A 17,261-nucleotide genomic window follows, 5' to 3' on the forward strand; every position below is an offset into this window, starting at 1 on the left:
GATCATCATGCGGGCAACTCTCCAGGACAACAGGTCTTTAAGTCCTCCACCAGGCCGCGGAGAACCTCTCACGCGCCGAGAATAACGGAAGACGACTTACAGAGATATAATCGTCCGGGATGCGACACCTAAAAAGCCGAAAGAAGGCGAGAAAACATGAACTGCGGCGCACCGCGCATGTTATATCTGAATTCAAACTCGCCAAGGTATTTGCCCATGTGCTTACCGGACACATGAATGTGAGTGCCCTTGATGCTGCGCTTGATCTGTGCCCAATAACCTTCGAGCGCATTAACGTGGTGAATGCCATTAACCCACTGCTCCGATCCGTGTTCGACCGTGCCGTGCGTGTAGCCGAGATTACGAAGCGTGGCATAAGACGAGAGTTCATCGCTGCTGATGGTGCTGCCCTTAGCAACCTTAGACTGGATGATGGGGTACAGCGTTTTGCGTCGAACGTTCGGGATAACGTGCGTCATAACGTTACCGGCACGTTGCAACATACCGAAAACGGCGGTCTTGCCAGCGGCCCCACGTCCGCGTTTGCCCGGATGCTTACCGCCAACATAGGAGTTTCATCGACTTCAACGTGACCGGACAATCCCGTGTCGCCATCCGTCTTAGCCATGTATTTACGAATTTCATGGCCCATTCGCCAAGCCGTTTTGTAGGTCACTCCAAGCTGGCGTTGCAGTTCTTTGGCTGGTACGCCATGACGGGTGTTCGTGAACAGGTACATGGCATAGAACCACTTTTGCAACGGCGTATGCGAACTCTCGAAGGGCGTGCCCACCATCGGCGAAATGTCGTAACTGCACCACTGGCACTCGTACACGGGCCGTTTTCTGCGGCGATGAAACTTTCCATGTTTTCCGCAGTTTGGACAATCAAGAAATTCACCATAGCGAGTAAACATTAGATGCTCTAAACACGAATCATCGTCCGGGAAGGTTTTGAAGAACTGTTGAACTGTGGGTGCTTTAGCCATGACTTTGTACCCCGTAAGGCCAATACTAGCCCAACTATGTACCGGAGTCAAGGGGATAATTACGTAGCTTATTGCTGTCAGCGACGGCATCGAGACTGCACGGTCGATTTTCACGACGCGGTCGAACGACGCGTGCCAGGGCCGCGTTCTCTCCTTGGCAGTCAAGCGACGTCAATAGTTTTTCTCTTGACTGCGCTTAGTTTGCCAGTCTGATCGTAGTCAACGTCCAAGAATTCTTCGAACTCAAGCAGTTCGCTGGCGTCCCGTACTATGGACCTCCGGTTCCACCAGTGCGAGATGCCCGGCGCCGAACTTTGCCGATATACGTCCAGCACATCTTCTACGTTATACCAGTCAAGATGGCGCGCCTCGAACGGGCGATAGACCCGGGCGCCCTCTTTTAACCGGCGAAATCGTTCCCCTGCACGGTGCAAAGCAAAAGTGGTATCTATCGTCGCGAGCTGGTACGCAACCTGACCCCGGCTTGTTGCGATCCATTGCGGCTGCTTGCGCCAGAATTGCGCCACGTGCCGGTTTATTGCTTTGTTGCGCAACAGGTATCTTCGCGGTATATCCGAAATCTTGAGCATGGGTCCGACGCACTGGATCTTCGGCAGACGATCAAGCAGTTCATCATATATCGATAGGACGGGTACGCCCCGTGGCAACTCGATGTCACAATCCGATACTGCGTATCTGCCTGGCTCCGACCAGCTCTCAAAAAACTGCTGAATCGTCACGTCTACACTGTTAAGTTCCCGCGCATTGTGGATTTTCCGCCCTCTTATAACCAGGACTCCGGCCCGGTCAAATTCCTCCAGCGTGTCCAGGGTGTCCTCATCATCGCTGCCATTGTCGTGAATGATGATATCTACGGGCCGGTCCGCGTTCACGTACGAGTTTATGCATTGCTGAAGGCAGTCTGATCGGTTGAAAGATATGACGAAGACAGGCAGCGGGGATGCCCTGCATACATTATAAGCCTTGCGGCTGCGACTACGCGCGACGCAAATTTGACCGGAATCCACAATTTCGCGCAGAGCGCCGGCCATATCGGCCAAAGAGATGCTCATGTCGTGCAGCGCCGCGTCTTTGCCGGCCTGGATCAGATCGCGCGGCGATCGCGCCTGTACTGGCGTCTTCTGGGGCGATCGGGTGGTCGAGAACCAGTCGTGGAACTTGAACCCTTCGCCAGCGACGCTGTCGGATAGCGCCGCCCAGATATTCGGTATCCCGTACGATTCCGCGATCACAAGGCGGTGCAGTGCGGAGCTAACGATCGCGTTGCATGAGACAACTTGAGAGATGAAATCCGCTTCTGGGCAGGTAACATCAATGACCCTTACATTCTCGTGCTGACGCAGAGCACACACATAAGGATGATTCCAGTCCACGTAATGCGGGATTAGGCCCAAAGAATAGCGGCGGCCGGGAGGCGCTGGCCTCGGCACTACTGTAGAGATAAAAAACCCTGGATCGCCAAGCGGAACGTCGCCGACCGCGATGCCGGCTGCCCTTAGCGCTGTAACAGACAGCTTTCCGCGAAGCGCCCTCACATGCTCCCTTCGAGGACTTCCAACACCAATGCGCGGGTGCATGACGCCCGTGCCCCAGATGTGCGACTGCGCATTCGACACCGCCATGAGGCTTCCCGCAGCAAGCAAATGAGGTCTAATGCGGTCGCCTGCCCATAATGTCGGGCGCCCCGCCATCGCGCCCACAATGGCCGGGTTGATTCGATCGCCGATGTTGTTAACGCGTAGAAAATAAGACAACGCGAGCGACTCATCAGGTCTGCCCAACATTACGCGGCCTGACCAATGACCGAAGCGTGCTAGCAGGCGCTGCATAAATGTGTCCCTTAGTCTGGTGCGGCTGAAAATCATAAACGCCAGGTTTTCTGGATGCGACCAGTCGAGGGGGTGACTTGGTGTATGCAAGGCAAGACTTCGATGAATTGTAGTTTAGAAAAAAGAATGGCCATCGACTTCGAGCCGATAATTTGCCTGGTCAAGAGCGGCGCAAGCAGCCGCAAGACGCTGATGGTAAACTGTTTGACAAATCGCAGCCGTGGAAAAGCGCTTTTGGGAAGTAAGCGTTTCGTGATCGCGGGCGCCTTCGAACGGGTAGTAATGAACTTGAATCCAGCGCCCCATCCGGGTCAGCGGCATTGGGCCCGGCGAGGGTTCCCATCGCGATCTGCCCCACGCACGCAGATCCGACGCCACCGCCCCTGATCCACCAATGTGTCCAGCAGCGTTGTCTGTTTCACTCGTTACATTCAGGCCAGACTTCGAGCTTCTCACCCTTGCCGTGGAACATCTGCGCGCCGCGGTCGTCTTGCTCGGCGCGAGCGACGCGGGCGTGGTGCGGCTGGTGGCTGTGGATAACGATCCGGGCGGCGGCCGCGGGGACTGCCTGCAAGCCTTGCTGAGAGAGCATTGGCAAGCCGAAGGACGCGAATTCGCTATCCTGACTGGGCACGGCAACGTTGGCTATGGTCAAGGCCACAATATGGCGATCGCGCAATCGTCGGCCGATTATCATTTGATCCTGAACCCCGACGTGCTGGTGGCCGAGGATGCGCTGCGCAATGCGCTGGAATTCATGGCGAACAATCCCGATGTGGGGTTGCTGGCGCCGGCGTTCGTCGATGAGGATGGGAGTTTGCGGCATTTGTGCAAGGCGTATCCCACGGTCATCGATCTGGCCTTGCGGGGGTTCGCGCCGGATGCCGTCAAACGCATCGCGCACCGGCGTCTCACGCGCTACGAAATGAAGACGATCGATCCGCATGCGGTCCGTCGTGGCGTACCGCTTATCAGCGGCAGTTTCATGTTGTTCCGGCGGCGCGTGCTGGCGCGGATAGGCGGCTTTTCGAAGGACTATTTTCTGTATTTCGAGGATTTTGACCTGTCGCTGCGGGCCGCGAAGTTCACGACCGTCGCCTACGTCCCCAGCGTGCGGATCGTACACAAGGGCGGCTACGCGAGCCGCAAGGGGATCAGGCACTGGTGGATGTTCGGCCGTTCGGCTTACACCTTTTTTTCGCGGCACGGCTGGAAATGGATTTGAGCCGCGTCGTGCGTTCCCCGTCCCTGCGATGAAGAACGTGCTGGTTACCGGTGCCAACGGCTTCGTCGGCTCGGCGCTGTGCCCGGCGCTGGCCGCGCGCGGATACCGGGTCACGGGCGCGGTGCGGACGCGCGGACAAAATTCGGGACATGCGCGAACGATTGCCTGCGGGGACATCGACGGCGCCACCAACTGGCGCGATCATCTTCAGGGGATCGACGTCGTTGTGCATCTGGCCGCGCGTGCGCAGTTGGACGATAGCGACGTCGCACACTACGCGCTGCGCCGTATCAATGTCGATGGCGCCGCGCATCTGGCGCGCCAGTCCGCGGCTGCCGGCGTGCAACGCTTCGTGTTCGTGAGCAGCATCAAGGTCAATGGTGAGACGACGCACAAGCATGCGTTCCGCGCCGGCGATGCTCCCGCGCCGCAGGACGCCTACGCGGTTTCCAAGCGCGACGCCGAGCAGCGCTTGTGGGGTGTCGCCGCGGGCACGGGCCTGGAACTGGTTTCGATCAGGCCGCCGCTGGTATATGGCCCCGGCGTGGCAGGTAATTTCCTGCGCATGCTGCGGTTGGTCGATCGCGGGTTGCCATTGCCGCTGGCGCGCGTCGACAACCGGCGGAGCCTCGTCGCGACGGACAATCTCGTGGACTTTTTGGTGCAGTGCGTCCATCATCCAGCCGCCGCCGGACGCACATTGCTGGTGAGCGATGGCGAGGATTTATCCACCCCGCAATTGCTGCGCCTGATCGCAGCCGCGATGAATCGCCGCCCGCGGCTGTGGCCCGCGCCGCTTTCGATACTTCGCATGATGGCGCGCGCGACTGGTCACGGAGGAACGTGGCAGCGTCTGTGCGGTTCGCTGGCGGTGGACATCGGCGCATCGTGCGATGCGCTCGTATGGTGGCCCAAGGTGCGCGTGGAAGAAGCGGTGTCGCGCTGTGTCGAGTGGTATCTCGCGACCGGAGGAGGAGCGCGCCCATAACGCATCCGCGTAACGATAGAAGTCGCCGGCGGTATTCAGGCACTGATAAATGAAGCGGACCGAAGTTGACTGACGGGCTGGAAGTAATGCTGCTAGCCGCGGTGTCCGCCAGTTCCTTTGCCGCGACCGGCATTGCGCGCAGGCGCGCGCTCAGTTATCGGCATCTGGATGAGCCTGGTCCGCGCAGTTCGCATGCTACACCAACGCCCAATAGTGGCGGTGTGGCGTTGGTGGCAGTGTATCTGTCCGCGATCGCCTTGTTGCGGGTGGTTGACGCCATGGCAGCCGGACCCTTCATTGCGCTGTTCGGCGGCGGCGCGGCGGTGGCCGCGGTCGGTTTGTGGGATGACCGCTCGCCAGTGTCCGCCTGGGTCAGGGTCGGGGTTCATATCGCGGCGTGTGGCTGGGCGATATACTGGCTCGGGGGTATTCCTGCGTTGCCGTTAGGCGACATTTCCGTGGAAATGGGGCCGGCGGGCTTTGTGGTTGGTGTGATCGCAAGTGCATGGCTGTTGAATCTTTACAATTTTATGGACGGCATCGATGGTCTCGCCGCCATCGAAGCGATCACTGTACTGGCGGGCGCCTGCCTCATCATTGCCGCCGGCGATCCGCACGCCAGTTTTCTCTGCCTGGGCCTGCTGGCCGCCGCCGCCTTTGGGTTCTTGCCCTGGAACTGGCCTCCGGCGCGGATTTTTATGGGGGATATCGGCAGCGGATTTCTCGGCTTTGGGCTTGCTGTGTTGGCCATAGACACCGCCGGCGCGGGCGCGCTTTCGATCTGGAGCTGGATAATCCTGATGGGTGTATTTATCGTCGATGCAACTGTCACGCTGTTAAGACGAATGATCAGTGGGCAGCAATGGTACCTGGCTCACCGCAGCCACGCGTATCAGCACGCGGCAGTTCGATGCGGTTCGCACCAGCCCGTAACTCTAGCGGTGCTCGCCATCGATGTTGTATGGCTGCTACCATTGGCATGGTATGTGAATAACCACCCCGATGAGGGGGTTGTCGTAGCCGGTCTTGCGCTGGCGCCGCTGATTATGCTGGCGCTTGTGCTGGATGCGGGTAGAGGCGGGTAAGGATGCAATGCTTGAAATGACTGACTCTTGCAGTGGCCGCATAGTGCCTTAAATGTTTAAGGCACTGCTCGTTAATCTACCCAGAAGCGTAAAGCGCCTGATTCTCGTTGCGCTCGACACCGGCATTTTGATCTTCGCCGTGTGGGCGGCATTTTTTCTGCGTTTCGAGCATATCTGGCCGCTGTGGCTACAACAGCGCGTACTGCTTTTCCCGCTGGCAGTGGTCATTTCAATCCCCGTGTTCTACGGGCTTGGCTTTTATCATTCAGTCATCCGTTTTCTCCAGGGGCGCGCCTTCGTGGCGATCGCTCAGGGCGCTACGATAAGTCTGTTATTGATGATCGCCGTCTGGGTATTCGGTCAGGGGCCGACGATGCCACGTTCGGTGTGGGTCAATTTCTGGTTCCTCACCTTCATCCTCATTAGCGGCTCGCGGCTTGCGGCGCGTTCGTTGCTGCACAATCGCAACACGCGCATCAGCATGGGCAAGCACGTGGCGATTTATGGCGCCGGCGAAGCGGGCATTCAGCTTGCCCAGGCGCTGCAGCACAGCCGCGAATTTCGCCCCATGCTGATTCTAGATGACCGCCGGGAGCTGCAGGGCGGCGAGATACTGGGGCTGAGGGTATTCCCGCCCGCGCAACTGGAGACGGTTATCCCGGATTTCGGCGTGACGACGGTGCTCTTGGCGATGCCCTCCATTTCGCGCGGTCGTCGGCGCGAGATCATCAAGAGCCTGGAGCCTCTGCACGTGCACGTAATGGTGGTGCCGGGCTTAACCGAACTGGCCAGTGGCATCAAGCGGGTCGACGATATCCGTGACGTGGATGTCGAGGACATTCTGGGGCGCGAGCCGGTCAAGCTGGATGCGCGCCTGTTGAGTTCCTGCATCCGTGGCAAATCGGTGATGGTCACTGGCGGCGGCGGCTCTATCGGTTCCGAACTGTGCCGGCAGATCATCAGCCAGCAGCCGCGGCGTCTGATCATCTGCGAGATCTCCGAATATGCGCTGTACAGAATCGAACATGAACTGATCCGGCTCGTAAAAGTGGCGGGACATTCCGTGGAACTGGTGCCGATCCTGGGTTCGATATGTCATCGCGAACGCATGCAATCAATCATGACCGCGTTCGGTGTGCAGACCGTTTATCACGCGGCAGCCTATAAGCACGTGCCGCTGGTCGAGCAAAATCCGCTGGCGGGCGTACGCAATAATATCTTCGGCACGCACAGCGCGGCCATGGCGGCGCTGGCGAGCGGCGTGGAAACTTTCGTGCTGGCCTCTACTGACAAGGCGGTGCGGCCGGCCAATGTGATGGGCGCGACCAAGCGCTTCGCGGAACTGGTGTTGCAGGCGCTGGCGCAGCGCAACCCGGCGACCCGCTTCTGCATGGTGCGGTTCGGTAATGTGCTTGCCTCCAGCGGTTCGGTGGTGCCACTGTTTCGCGAGCAGATCCGCCGTGGCGGCCCGGTGACCGTTACGCACGAGGAAATGGTGCGCTATTTCATGACGATCCCGGAGGCGGCGCAACTGGTGATTCAGGCCGGCGCAAAGGCGCAGGGCGGCGACCTGTTCCTGCTCAATATGGGCGAGCCGGTGCGCATCGTCGATCTGGCCAAGCACATGATCCGCCTGTATGGTTTCGAGGTGCGCGATGCGGACAACCCGAACGGCGACATCGAGGTGCGCTTCACGGGCTTGCGGCCGGGCGAGAAGCTGTACGAGGAACTGTTGATCGGCGAGAACGCCTTGCCCACCGATCATCCAATGATCCTGCGCGCGCAGGAGGGGGTCGTCTCCGCCGAGCGCATCGATTCTCTGCTGCGACTGTTCGACACGGCGCTGGAGGCGCTGGATCATGCCGCGGTGCGCCGTCTGTTGCTGGAGTCGGTGCAGGGCTACGCGCCGCGTAACGGCATCGAAGACCACGTGTGGCTGGAACAGGACAAGATTCTGGCGGCGGAGACCGCATCATCTTCCGTTCATTGAATACCGTTCGCACAAACACCGGCGTCAGCCGTACCGGTTGCCGCGCGCGGCAAAGCTCGCCATACTTTGTAACCTGCACGATCGGCGCCGCACGAGCGGGGCCGGGCATGGTCGCAAAACGCATGAACGAAAATCCCTAAGGGCACAGGAACTCAATCTCGGTGGGGAATATACTGGTTGTCGGCGGCGCCGGTTACATCGGTTCGCACATGGTCGTTACATTAAGCGACGCCGGTTACGATCCCGTGGTGCTGGATAATCTTTACTCCGGTCGTCGCGACGCGGTCATCGCGGGCGAATTCATCGAAGGCGATCTCAATGATCGCGAACTGCTGGATCGCGTGCTGGATGCGCATGACATCGCCGGGGTCATGCACTTTGCGGCGCACATCGAGGTGGGTGAATCGGTGCGCGATCCCGCCAAGTATTACCGTAACAACGTCTCCAACACGCAGAATCTGCTGGACGCGATGGTGCGATATGGGGTCAACGCGTTCATTTTTTCATCGACGGCGGCGATTTTTGGCGAGCCGGAATATGTGCCTATCGATGAACAGCATCCAAAGGCGCCGGTCAATCCGTACGGGCGCTCCAAGTGGATGGTCGAGCAGTTATTGGAAGACTACGACCGTGCCTATGGGCTCAAATCCGTGGCGTTGCGTTATTTCAACGCGGCCGGCGCGGACGCGCAAGGCCGCCTGGGCGAGTGTCACAATCCGGAATCGCACCTGATTCCACTGGTGTTGCGCGCGGCGAGCGGACGGCGTGAATCCATTACACTCTTCGGCAATGACTACAACACTCCGGACGGCACCTGCATTCGCGATTACATCCACGTTCAGGACCTGTGCGACGCGCACCTGCGCGCGTTGAAAGGCTTGCTCGGCGGCGCCGGCAGCGATCGCTTCAACCTGGGCAACGGGCAGGGCTATTCAGTGCGGGAAGTGATCGACGCGGCGGCACGGGTTACCGGTCTTAAGATACCCGTCACCCGCGGCGGGCGCCGGGGCGGCGACCCCGCGCGACTGGTGGCCGATTCCGCGCGCGCGCGCTCCAAACTGGGCTGGACTCCGCGTTACGTCGATCTGGACACCATCATCGCGCATGCGTGGGCGTGGGAACAGCGCGCCGGCGCTGTTGGTTGAGGTATGTCACTGAACCCGCGTCATGCAGCCTTGCCAAGCTTGAGATAGCTAACCTTTTTAACATGGTATGACGCGCAAGGTATTCATCCAGACCCACGGCTGTCAGATGAACGTCTACGATTCGGCCAGGATGCTGGACGCGCTGCGCGTCTCGCACGCTTTTGCGCCGACTGACGATCCCGCGCAGGCGGACCTGTTGCTGCTCAACACGTGCTCGATCCGCGAGAAGGCGCAGGAAAAGGTGTTTTCGCAGCTCGGCAAGTGGCGCCTGCTCAAGGACGACAATCCTCAGGTGGTCATCGGCGTCGGCGGCTGCGTGGCGAGTCAGGAAGGTCTGGCGTTGCACGAACGCGCGCCTTGCGTGGACATCGTGTTCGGTCCGCAGACCCTGCACCGGCTGCCTGCGATGCTGGATCAGGTCATGCAACGCCGCGCGCCGGTGATCGATGTCTCTTTCCCGGAAATTGAAAAGTTCGACCGGCTGCCCGAGCCGCGCGCGCAAGGGCCGTCTGCGTTCGTGTCGATCATGGAAGGTTGCAGCAAATACTGTACGTTCTGTGTGGTGCCGTACACACGAGGCGAGGAAGTCAGCCGGCCGTTCGACGATGTCATCGCCGAGATCGCCGAACTGGTCGTGCAAGGCGTGCAAGAGGTCACCTTGCTGGGGCAGAACGTCAACGCCTACCGCGGCGTCATGTCGAATGAAACCGGCGAAACTTCGCCAACCGCGGACTTTGCCATATTGATCGAATACGTCGCCGCCATCGAGGGCATCGCGCGCGTCCGTTACACCACCTCGCACCCGATCGAGTTCTCGGATAATTTAATCCACGCTTACGCGCACGTGCCGCAACTGGTCAATCATCTGCACCTGCCGGTGCAGAGCGGCTCGGATCGTATCCTCGCGCTCATGAAACGCGGACACACCGCGTTGGAATATAAGGCGAAGATTCGCAAACTGCGTGCGATCCGGCCCGGTATCTCAATCTCATCGGATTTCATCGTCGGCTTTCCCGGCGAGACCGACGACGATTTCGAGGCCACGATGCAGCTCATCGAGGATGTCGGCTTCGACCAGTCGTACAGTTTCATTTTCAGCGCCAGGCCGGGCACGCCGGCGGCCGCGCTGCCGGACGGCGTGCCGCTGGCGATCAAAAAGGCGCGTCTTTTGCGATTACAGACGCGCATAAACCAGATGGCGCAGACCATCAGCCGGCGCATGGTCGGAACTCACCAGCGCGTGCTGGTCGAACGGCCCTCCCGCAAAGACCCGGCGTGGCTCGCGGGCCGTACTGAAAATAATCGCGTGGTGAACTTCGAGGGTCCATCGGCGTTGATGGGGCGTTTCGTGGAGTTAAGCATCACGCGGGTCATGACCAACTCCCTGCGCGGCGAATTGATGCCGGCTGACGTCGATCAATCGCAATCTGCCGCGTCTGTCGTATGACCTCAATGCGTCAATCTGCGCCGCTTGAGAGACTTTGCATAAGTTGTCATTGCGAGCCCCTCACGATGTTCAGGATAAACTTCGCGATAAATCTTGTGTTGCGCCTGATTAGCGCCTCCAAACGCTCCAGATTTGTCCCGGAGCCTGCCCCGAATGCGCCCGAGGCGGTCGAAATAACAAGAGTGCAGAAAACTTAATCGCTCCAGCGTTTGAACGAGCATTCGCAATCCGTCGCCTTCGTCCTTGAGCCAGCCGATAATCCGCGCCTGGCCAATCTGTGCGGCGCGCTGAACGAGCATTTGCGTCAGGTCGAACGCCGGCTCGGCGTGGAGATCAATAATCGCGGCAGCCAGTTCAACGTCGTCGGTGAGGCGCGCGCCGTGCAGTCGGTGGTGGAGGTACTGAAGGATTTGTACGCCGCGACCGCGCAGGAAGTGCTGACGCCGTCCAGCGTGAACCTGTTCCTGCAGGAATCCGACGTGGAAGCGCGGCTGGATGCGGAGCAACAGCCACGTGGCGAGACCGCGATTCGCACGCGGCGCGGCGCCATTCGCGCGCGCGGCGCCAACCAGCTCGAATACGTCGAAAACATCCGCAACCGTGATCTGACTTTCGGCATCGGTCCCGCCGGCACCGGGAAGACATTTCTCGGCGTGGCGTGCGCGGTCGAGGCGCTGGACGCGTCCAGAGTGCGCAGGCTGGTGCTGGTGCGCCCCGCGGTGGAGGCTGGCGAACGGCTGGGATTTCTGCCGGGCGACTTGAGCCAGAAGATCGATCCGTATTTAAGGCCGATTTACGACGCGCTGTACGAGATGCTGGGTTTCGAGAAGGTGTACAAACTGATCGAGCGCAACGTCATCGAGGTAGCGCCGCTGGCCTACATGCGCGGCCGCACCCTGAACGACGCCGTGATCATTCTCGACGAAGCACAGAACACCACAGTCGACCAGATGAAGATGTTTTTAACCCGCATCGGTTTCGGTTCGACCGCGATCGTGACCGGCGACATCACGCAGATCGACCTGCCGCCAAATCGCAAGTCCGGCCTGCGTCACGTAATCGATGTGCTCAAAGGTGTGGACGGCGTTGCCTTCAATTTCTTCACCGCGCGCGACGTGGTGCGGCATCCGCTGGTACAGCGCATCGTAATGGCTTACGAGCGTGCGGAAGGTGGCAGTCGGGCGACGCGGGCCACCGATGGCGATCCGCGCACCGAACTTTGACGTGTCCGCGTCCATCGAACTGGACTTGCAGATCGCCTGTGACGCGCCGGGTGTGCCTTCGGCCGAGCAGTTCCGAAGCTGGGCCGCGCCAAGTGTGGAGGGACGCGACTCCCTGCAAGTGACAGTGCGCGTGGTGGGCGAGGAAGAAGGCGCGCGGCTGAACGAGCAGTATCGGCGCGGCAATGGTGCGACCAACGTGCTGTCTTTCCCTTTCGAGGCGCCGCCGCAGGTGGATACATCGCTGCTGGGCGATGTGGTGCTCTGCGCGCCGGTTATCGCACGCGAAGCGCTCGCGCAGGTGAAGTGCGAAGAATCGCACTGGGCGCACATGGTCGTGCATGGCATGCTGCACCTGCAAGGCTACGATCATCAGACGGATGCGCAAGCGCAGCTCATGGAAGCGCGCGAGACGCGGATTATGGCCGGCCTGGGTTATCCGAATCCTTATCGATACCAGGATTTTCAGGGGAGCGAGTGCGCGACACCTGGCTACACATAAGCAACGCCGGCTACGGCGCGCAAAGATAAGCCTGTCGATCCCCGCGGAATTCATCGCATGAACTCTGAGTCAGGCTCTCGACGCGGGCCGTCCTGGCCCGCGCGCTTTCCCGCCGTGGCCGATTGTGTGGCGGCGCCGGCGGGCGCGGCGCTGGTGCTGGCGTTTGCGCCGTTCGCGTGGCGTCCGCTGGCGGTGCTGTCGCCCACCGTGTTGTTGTGGCTGTGGCTGCACAGTTCACCGTCGCGGGCATTGTGGCGCGGGTATCTCTTCGGTCTGGGATTTTTCGGCTTTGGCGTATCGTGGGTCTTTAACAGCATTCACGTGTTCGGCGAGGCGCCGGCGGCGCTGGCCGCGCTGATTACGGCGTCGCTGATATTGGTCATGTCGCTGTATCCGGCGCTGACCGGCTATCTCGTCAACCGTTACATCAAGGCGCCGCCCGCGATCAGCCTGCTACTCGCATACCCTGCCGTCTGGACCCTGGCTGAATGGACGCGCGGCTGGCTGTTTACCGGCTTTCCGTGGCTGACCATAGGTCAGGCGCAACTGGACTGGCCCCTGGCGGGTGTGGTCCCGCTGCTGGGCGCGACCGGCGCGGGCTGGATCTGCATGCTTACCGCCGGCGCGCTGGTGTATGTGTTCATCGCGCGCGGTTGTCGCCGCTGGTTGGCGGTGGCGGGTATCGCGTGTCTATGGGTGATGGCGGCCTGGTTTGGTACGTTGAGCTGGACCGCGCCCCAGGGCGAGGCGCTGACCCTCACTTTGGTTCAGGGCAACATCGCGCAGGACGACAAGATGAGCGCTGACAGTCGGCAGCCGACCTTGAAGTTATACCGGCGGCTGACCCGCGCACACTGGGATTCGGACCTCATTGTGTGGCCGGAAACGGCGGTCCCGACCTGGTACGATCAGGTCGCCGACTCGTTCATCGAACCGCTGGCGCGCGAGGCGCGGCGGCACGACGCGGCATTGGTGACCGGCGTGTTCGTGTTCGATCCGCGCACCGGCAACGCTTACAACGCGGTTGCGCGCCTGGGCGAGCCACCCGAGTTTTATTTCAAGCGTCACCTCGTGCCGTTCGGCGAATACATGCCGCTGCGCGGGTGGCTTCAATGGATGGAGGGCATGCTGGTGATACCAATGTCCGATCTGAGCTCGGGCGATGGGCGGCCGCTGCTGCGCCTGCCGCATCTGGATAACCTGGCGGTGGGGATTTCCATCTGTTACGAAGCGGCCTACGGGACTGAGGTCAACGACGCGCTGCCTCAAGCGGCCCTGCTGATCAACGTCAGCAACGACGCGTGGTTCGGCGATTCGCTGGCGCCGCACCAGCATCTGGAGATCGCCCGGCTGCGCGCGGTGGAAACAGGTCGTGCGCTGCTGCGCGCGACCAACACTGGCATATCGGCAATCATTGATGCGCAGGGCGAGATAACGGCGCGCTCGCCGCAATTTGAAACGAGGGTGCTGAGCGGGGCGGCGCAGCCGCGTAGCGGCATGACGCCGTTCAGCCGCTGGGAAAACTGGCCCGTAATCACACTATCGCTGTTATCGGTGCTGGCCACGCTTGTCTTGCTGCGCACGAGACAAGACAATGCGCGCACGAATATAAGCTAGCCGGGGAGTAACGTCATGAGTCAATCCGCGCCGCATCTGGCTGTTCCCGTGATCCTTTCCGGCGGTTCCGGTACGCGGCTGTGGCCCATGTCGCGCCAGCTTTATCCCAAGCAGTTTATTCCGCTAACAGGCGATCTGAGCCTGTTTCAGGCGACGTTGCGGCGGCTGGAAGGGCTGGAGAACGTCGCCTTCACCCTGGTCGTGTGCAACAACGAACACCGCTTCATGGCAGCCGAGCAAGTGCGCGCCATCGATGCGCGCGACGTGCGCCTAATGCTGGAACCGGTGGGGCGCAATACGGCGCCGGCCATCGCGGCGGCGGCGCTGGAGATCTGCGCGCAGATCGAAGACGCCGTAATGCTGGTGCTGCCAGCCGATCACATCATCAAAAACACCGCCTCGTTCGACGTCGCGTTCAAGATCGCGCGGCGCGCGGCGGCCGCAGGTCATCTGGTGACCTTCGGCATCATCCCTGTACGCGCGGAGACCGGTTACGGCTATATCCAGCGCGGTCCGGTACTCAACATCGAAGGGTGCGCCGAGCAAGCTTACGCGGTCGATGCTTTCCGCGAAAAACCCGATCAGGCCACCGCCGAATCCTATCTGGCGGCGGGCGATTACCTCTGGAACAGCGGCATGTTCTGCTTCGCCGCGCGGCGTTATCTGGATGAACTCAAAACGCACGCGCCGCGAATCTTTGCGGCCTGCGTCAAGGCCCACGAAGCGCGCGCGCGCGATCTGGATTTTATCCGGCTGGATCGGTCGGCGTTTGAGGCTTCGGCCAGCGACTCCATCGATTACGCCGTGATGGAAAAAACATCGAGTGCCGTAGTCATACCGCTCAAGGCCGGCTGGAGCGACGTCGGTTCCTGGCACTCGCTATGGGAAGCAGAACCGCACGACGCCAGCGGCAACGTCGAAGTCGGTGACGTTTTGACCGAAGATTGCGCGGGCTGCTACATCCATGCCGGCCACCGACTGGTGAGCGCGGTGGGGATCAAGGACCAGATCATCATCGAAACGGCCGATGCGGTGCTGGTGGTGCCGCGGGCCCGCGCGCAGGATACGAAGCACATCGTCGAGCAACTCAAAGCACGCGGCCGCACGGAGGCGACCACGCACCGCAAAGTGTACCGGCCGTGGGGCGATTACGAAGGCATCGACCTGTCCGGCCGTTTTCAGGTCAAGCGCATCACGGTCAATCCGGGCGGCACCTTGTCCTTACAGATGCACCACCATCGCGCGGAGCACTGGGTAGTGGTCACCGGCACCGCCCGAGTGACGCGCGGCGACGAAGTGTTTCTGTTGAGTGAAAACGAATCCACGTTCATCCCCACCGGCACGCGCCACCGGCTGGAAAACCCCGGCAAGATCCCGCTGGAACTGATCGAAGTGCAAAGCGGCAGCTACCTGGGCGAAGACGACATCGTGCGGTTCGAGGATAATTACGGACGCTGAATTTCTCAGAACGCCTGAGTTGATCCAAGGGATAGCCGCTTGAACAAGGGGGGCGCTGGTAATACCATTGTCAGTATTACCATGCGCACAGGAGAATAACTTGCGCATCACGACAAAAGGGCAGGTCACCATCCCGCAAGCCATTCGCGAAAAGCTGGGCTTGATGCCTTACACTGAGGTTAGTTTTGTCGAGGAAGGGGGCAAAGTCTATCTGATCAAATCGCGTCCCGGGCAACCGCGAGGTCAGCGCTTCAGGCGCTTGCGGGGTGTTGCAACCGTGAAGATGACGACAGAAGAGATCATGGCGCTCACGCGCGGGTAGCGGGTGAGCGGAATACTGGTCGACTCAAACGTGATTCTGGATGTGTTTGAAGACGATCCGGTCTGGTTCGAGTGGTCGGCATCCACTTTGGAACGGTACGGCCATGCCGATACCTTGTACATCAATCCTGTTGTTTACTCCGAGGTTTCCATTGGCTTCAGCCGGATTGAGGATCTGGAAGCGGCGCTGACGCAAGCGGGCTTTCAATACATGCCGATTCCGAAAGAGGCCTTGTTTCTGGCAGGAAAAGTGTTCTTGAGGCACCGAAGGCGCGCGGGCGCAAAAACTTCGCCGCTACCGGATTTTTATATCGGTGCCCATGCGGCTGTAGATCACTTGCAGTTGATGACGCGCGATGTCGCACGCTTCCGCACCAATTACCCGACCGTAAAGCTTATCTCACCGCGGCGCCAATCTCGCTGAGTGCTTTGGCCTCACCTGGAGAGACGTCTGAATTTATCGCCCTGACAATTCGGGCACAACGGAATACGCCCCGCCTTCGCAAACGTTAGCTGCTCCGCGCACGATGTGCATTCCAGGGTGCCAGCCGCCGTGATTTCGGCGCTGCGATAGCCGCCGCTGTCATTGGCTTGCGCGGCCCATTGTGCGAGTTCGAGTTTGGTCTGGTCGGCGACGCTGGTGAACAGATCCAGCAGTTTCGCTTCGATCAACTCCACGTCCATGTGAAACCAGTCGTTATATTCCTTGCCAGTTTCGTTGACGTAGCGGCCCATCTCGCTCAAGTCGCGCCGCAGAAAATCGGCTACGCGCCCGGCGTCCTCGCGCGTGGTTTCGCCCAGTTCCACCGCGCGTGCGCGCGCCCGCTCGATGGCATGTTCCAGTGTGGGTCGCGCGCTGTGTTCGGCGTTCTCCAGCGTGTGCCGCACCCGCTCCATCATGCGATTGTAGACGCCGACGCGGTGGTCTTGATGAGGGTCCTGATGTTCCGGTTTAGTCATTGCGGATGGTCCCGTCTGTGATAGCTACCTACCATGATTCTAGTCGATTCAACGGTGGTTAATGGCGCGTGGGGCCGGTTTGGGTTTTGTTTTGCACGAGATTACAATGCCGGCCAGTCTTCGAACCTCTCAACCCGATTAAATCACTGGCGCGATCCGATGCAGGAACAATTTGAGGCGGCCGCCATCGAGCGCCAGGCGCAGGCTCACTGGGAAACGCAGAATACATTCCGCGCCTCCGAGCGGGCCGGCGCGGAGAAATTCTATTGCCTGTGCATGTTCCCGTATCCCAGCGGCCGCCTGCACATGGGGCACGTGCGCAATTACACGATCGGCGATGTCATCAGTCGTTATCAGCGTATGCAGGGCAAAAACGTCCTGCAGCCGATGGGCTGGGATGCGTTTGGTCTGCCCGCGGAAAACGCGGCGATCAAGCACCGTGTGCCGCCCGCGCGCTGGACGTAT

Annotated in this window: 16 protein-coding genes and 1 pseudogene; 13 read left to right on the top strand and 4 right to left on the bottom strand. The window is 60.4% G+C overall.

The window, feature by feature from the left end; translation table 11 throughout:
- Positions 1–128: 128 nt before the first annotated feature.
- The 3 genes and pseudogenes from H0V34_14560 to H0V34_14570 form a co-directional block, all read right to left on the bottom strand.
- A pseudogene (locus H0V34_14560) lies at positions 129–988 on the bottom strand (IS1595 family transposase).
- 161 nt (positions 989–1,149) lie between these two features.
- The gene (locus tag H0V34_14565) at positions 1,150–2,241 is read right to left on the bottom strand and encodes a glycosyltransferase (protein ID MBA2492845.1); all 1,092 of its coding nucleotides are present in this window, start codon (positions 2,239–2,241) and stop codon (positions 1,150–1,152) included.
- 711 nt (positions 2,242–2,952) lie between these two features.
- Positions 2,953–3,159 carry a hypothetical protein gene (locus tag H0V34_14570; GenBank protein ID MBA2492846.1) on the bottom strand — a complete coding sequence of 69 codons (207 nt, stop codon included), beginning with the start codon at positions 3,157–3,159 and terminating at the stop codon, positions 2,953–2,955.
- Between the two features lie 73 nt (positions 3,160–3,232).
- Here H0V34_14570 and H0V34_14575 point away from each other — a divergent pair, with 73 nt between their 5' ends.
- The 12 genes from H0V34_14575 to H0V34_14630 all read left to right on the top strand — a co-directional run bounded on the left by H0V34_14575 (position 3,233) and on the right by H0V34_14630 (position 16,260).
- Entirely contained in the window at positions 3,233–4,063 is an 831-nt protein-coding gene (locus H0V34_14575; protein MBA2492847.1) for a glycosyltransferase family 2 protein, read from the top strand.
- A 28-nt stretch (positions 4,064–4,091) separates the two neighbouring features.
- Positions 4,092–5,051 carry an NAD-dependent epimerase/dehydratase family protein gene (locus H0V34_14580; protein ID MBA2492848.1) on the top strand — a complete coding sequence of 320 codons (960 nt, stop codon included), beginning with the start codon at positions 4,092–4,094 and terminating at the stop codon, positions 5,049–5,051.
- A 65-nt stretch (positions 5,052–5,116) separates the two neighbouring features.
- Positions 5,117–6,136, top strand: coding sequence for a glycosyltransferase family 4 protein (locus H0V34_14585; GenBank protein MBA2492849.1), 1,020 nt, complete (start codon positions 5,117–5,119; stop codon positions 6,134–6,136).
- A 52-nt stretch (positions 6,137–6,188) separates the two neighbouring features.
- On the top strand, positions 6,189–8,126 hold the full coding sequence (locus tag H0V34_14590; protein ID MBA2492850.1) for a polysaccharide biosynthesis protein: 1,938 nt from the start codon (positions 6,189–6,191) through the stop codon (positions 8,124–8,126).
- 161 nt (positions 8,127–8,287) lie between these two features.
- Positions 8,288–9,271 carry a UDP-glucose 4-epimerase GalE gene (galE, locus tag H0V34_14595; GenBank protein ID MBA2492851.1) on the top strand — a complete coding sequence of 328 codons (984 nt, stop codon included), beginning with the start codon at positions 8,288–8,290 and terminating at the stop codon, positions 9,269–9,271.
- Between the two features lie 67 nt (positions 9,272–9,338).
- Complete coding sequence (gene miaB, locus H0V34_14600; GenBank protein ID MBA2492852.1) at positions 9,339–10,718, top strand: tRNA (N6-isopentenyl adenosine(37)-C2)-methylthiotransferase MiaB; 1,380 nt, start codon at positions 9,339–9,341, stop codon at positions 10,716–10,718.
- Positions 10,719–10,927: 209 nt separating this feature from the next.
- Complete coding sequence (locus tag H0V34_14605; GenBank protein ID MBA2492853.1) at positions 10,928–11,941, top strand: PhoH family protein; 1,014 nt, start codon at positions 10,928–10,930, stop codon at positions 11,939–11,941.
- Positions 11,916–12,440, top strand: coding sequence for an rRNA maturation RNase YbeY (gene ybeY / locus H0V34_14610; protein ID MBA2492854.1), 525 nt, complete (start codon positions 11,916–11,918; stop codon positions 12,438–12,440). Before H0V34_14605 ends, ybeY begins: the two co-directional genes overlap by 26 nt.
- Positions 12,441–12,497: 57 nt before the next feature.
- Positions 12,498–14,057: an apolipoprotein N-acyltransferase gene (gene lnt, locus H0V34_14615; protein ID MBA2492855.1), complete on the top strand. Its 1,560-nt coding sequence runs from the start codon at positions 12,498–12,500 to the stop codon at positions 14,055–14,057.
- 15 nt (positions 14,058–14,072) lie between these two features.
- Positions 14,073–15,515 (top strand): mannose-1-phosphate guanylyltransferase/mannose-6-phosphate isomerase, encoded by a 1,443-nt coding sequence (locus tag H0V34_14620; protein MBA2492856.1) that lies wholly within the window; start codon positions 14,073–14,075, stop codon positions 15,513–15,515.
- 100 nt (positions 15,516–15,615) lie between these two features.
- Positions 15,616–15,837 (top strand): AbrB/MazE/SpoVT family DNA-binding domain-containing protein, encoded by a 222-nt coding sequence (locus H0V34_14625; protein ID MBA2492857.1) that lies wholly within the window; start codon positions 15,616–15,618, stop codon positions 15,835–15,837.
- Between the two features lie 3 nt (positions 15,838–15,840).
- Positions 15,841–16,260, top strand: coding sequence for a PIN domain-containing protein (locus H0V34_14630; protein MBA2492858.1), 420 nt, complete (start codon positions 15,841–15,843; stop codon positions 16,258–16,260).
- 11 nt (positions 16,261–16,271) lie between these two features.
- On the opposite strand, the gene H0V34_14635 is transcribed toward H0V34_14630, so the two are convergent.
- Entirely contained in the window at positions 16,272–16,796 is a 525-nt protein-coding gene (locus H0V34_14635) for a zinc ribbon-containing protein (GenBank protein MBA2492859.1), read from the bottom strand.
- 159 nt (positions 16,797–16,955) lie between these two features.
- Here H0V34_14635 and H0V34_14640 point away from each other — a divergent pair.
- Positions 16,956–17,261 (top strand): class I tRNA ligase family protein (locus H0V34_14640; GenBank protein MBA2492860.1); only part of this gene is annotated, 306 nt, incomplete at its 3' end.

This window comes from Gammaproteobacteria bacterium, from assembly GCA_013696315.1.
In the GTDB taxonomy this organism is placed as follows: Bacteria; Pseudomonadota; Gammaproteobacteria; order JACCYU01; family JACCYU01; genus JACCYU01.

What these genes read in the sequence shown, in the direction of transcription:
- H0V34_14570 (MBA2492846.1), bottom strand. Translation starts at nt 3,159, where the DNA reads ATGCCGCTGACCCGGATGGGGCGCTGGATTCAAGTTCATTACTACCCG.
- H0V34_14575 (MBA2492847.1), top strand. Translation starts at nt 3,233, where the DNA reads ATGTGTCCAGCAGCGTTGTCTGTTTCACTCGTTACATTCAGGCCAGAC.
- H0V34_14580 (MBA2492848.1), top strand. Translation starts at nt 4,092, where the DNA reads ATGAAGAACGTGCTGGTTACCGGTGCCAACGGCTTCGTCGGCTCGGCG.
- H0V34_14590 (MBA2492850.1), top strand. Translation starts at nt 6,189, where the DNA reads ATGTTTAAGGCACTGCTCGTTAATCTACCCAGAAGCGTAAAGCGCCTG.
- miaB (MBA2492852.1), top strand. Translation starts at nt 9,339, where the DNA reads ATGACGCGCAAGGTATTCATCCAGACCCACGGCTGTCAGATGAACGTC.
- ybeY (MBA2492854.1), top strand. Translation starts at nt 11,916, where the DNA reads ATGGCGATCCGCGCACCGAACTTTGACGTGTCCGCGTCCATCGAACTG.
- lnt (MBA2492855.1), top strand. Translation starts at nt 12,498, where the DNA reads ATGAACTCTGAGTCAGGCTCTCGACGCGGGCCGTCCTGGCCCGCGCGC.
- H0V34_14620 (MBA2492856.1), top strand. Translation starts at nt 14,073, where the DNA reads ATGAGTCAATCCGCGCCGCATCTGGCTGTTCCCGTGATCCTTTCCGGC.
- H0V34_14635 (MBA2492859.1), bottom strand. Translation starts at nt 16,796, where the DNA reads ATGACTAAACCGGAACATCAGGACCCTCATCAAGACCACCGCGTCGGC.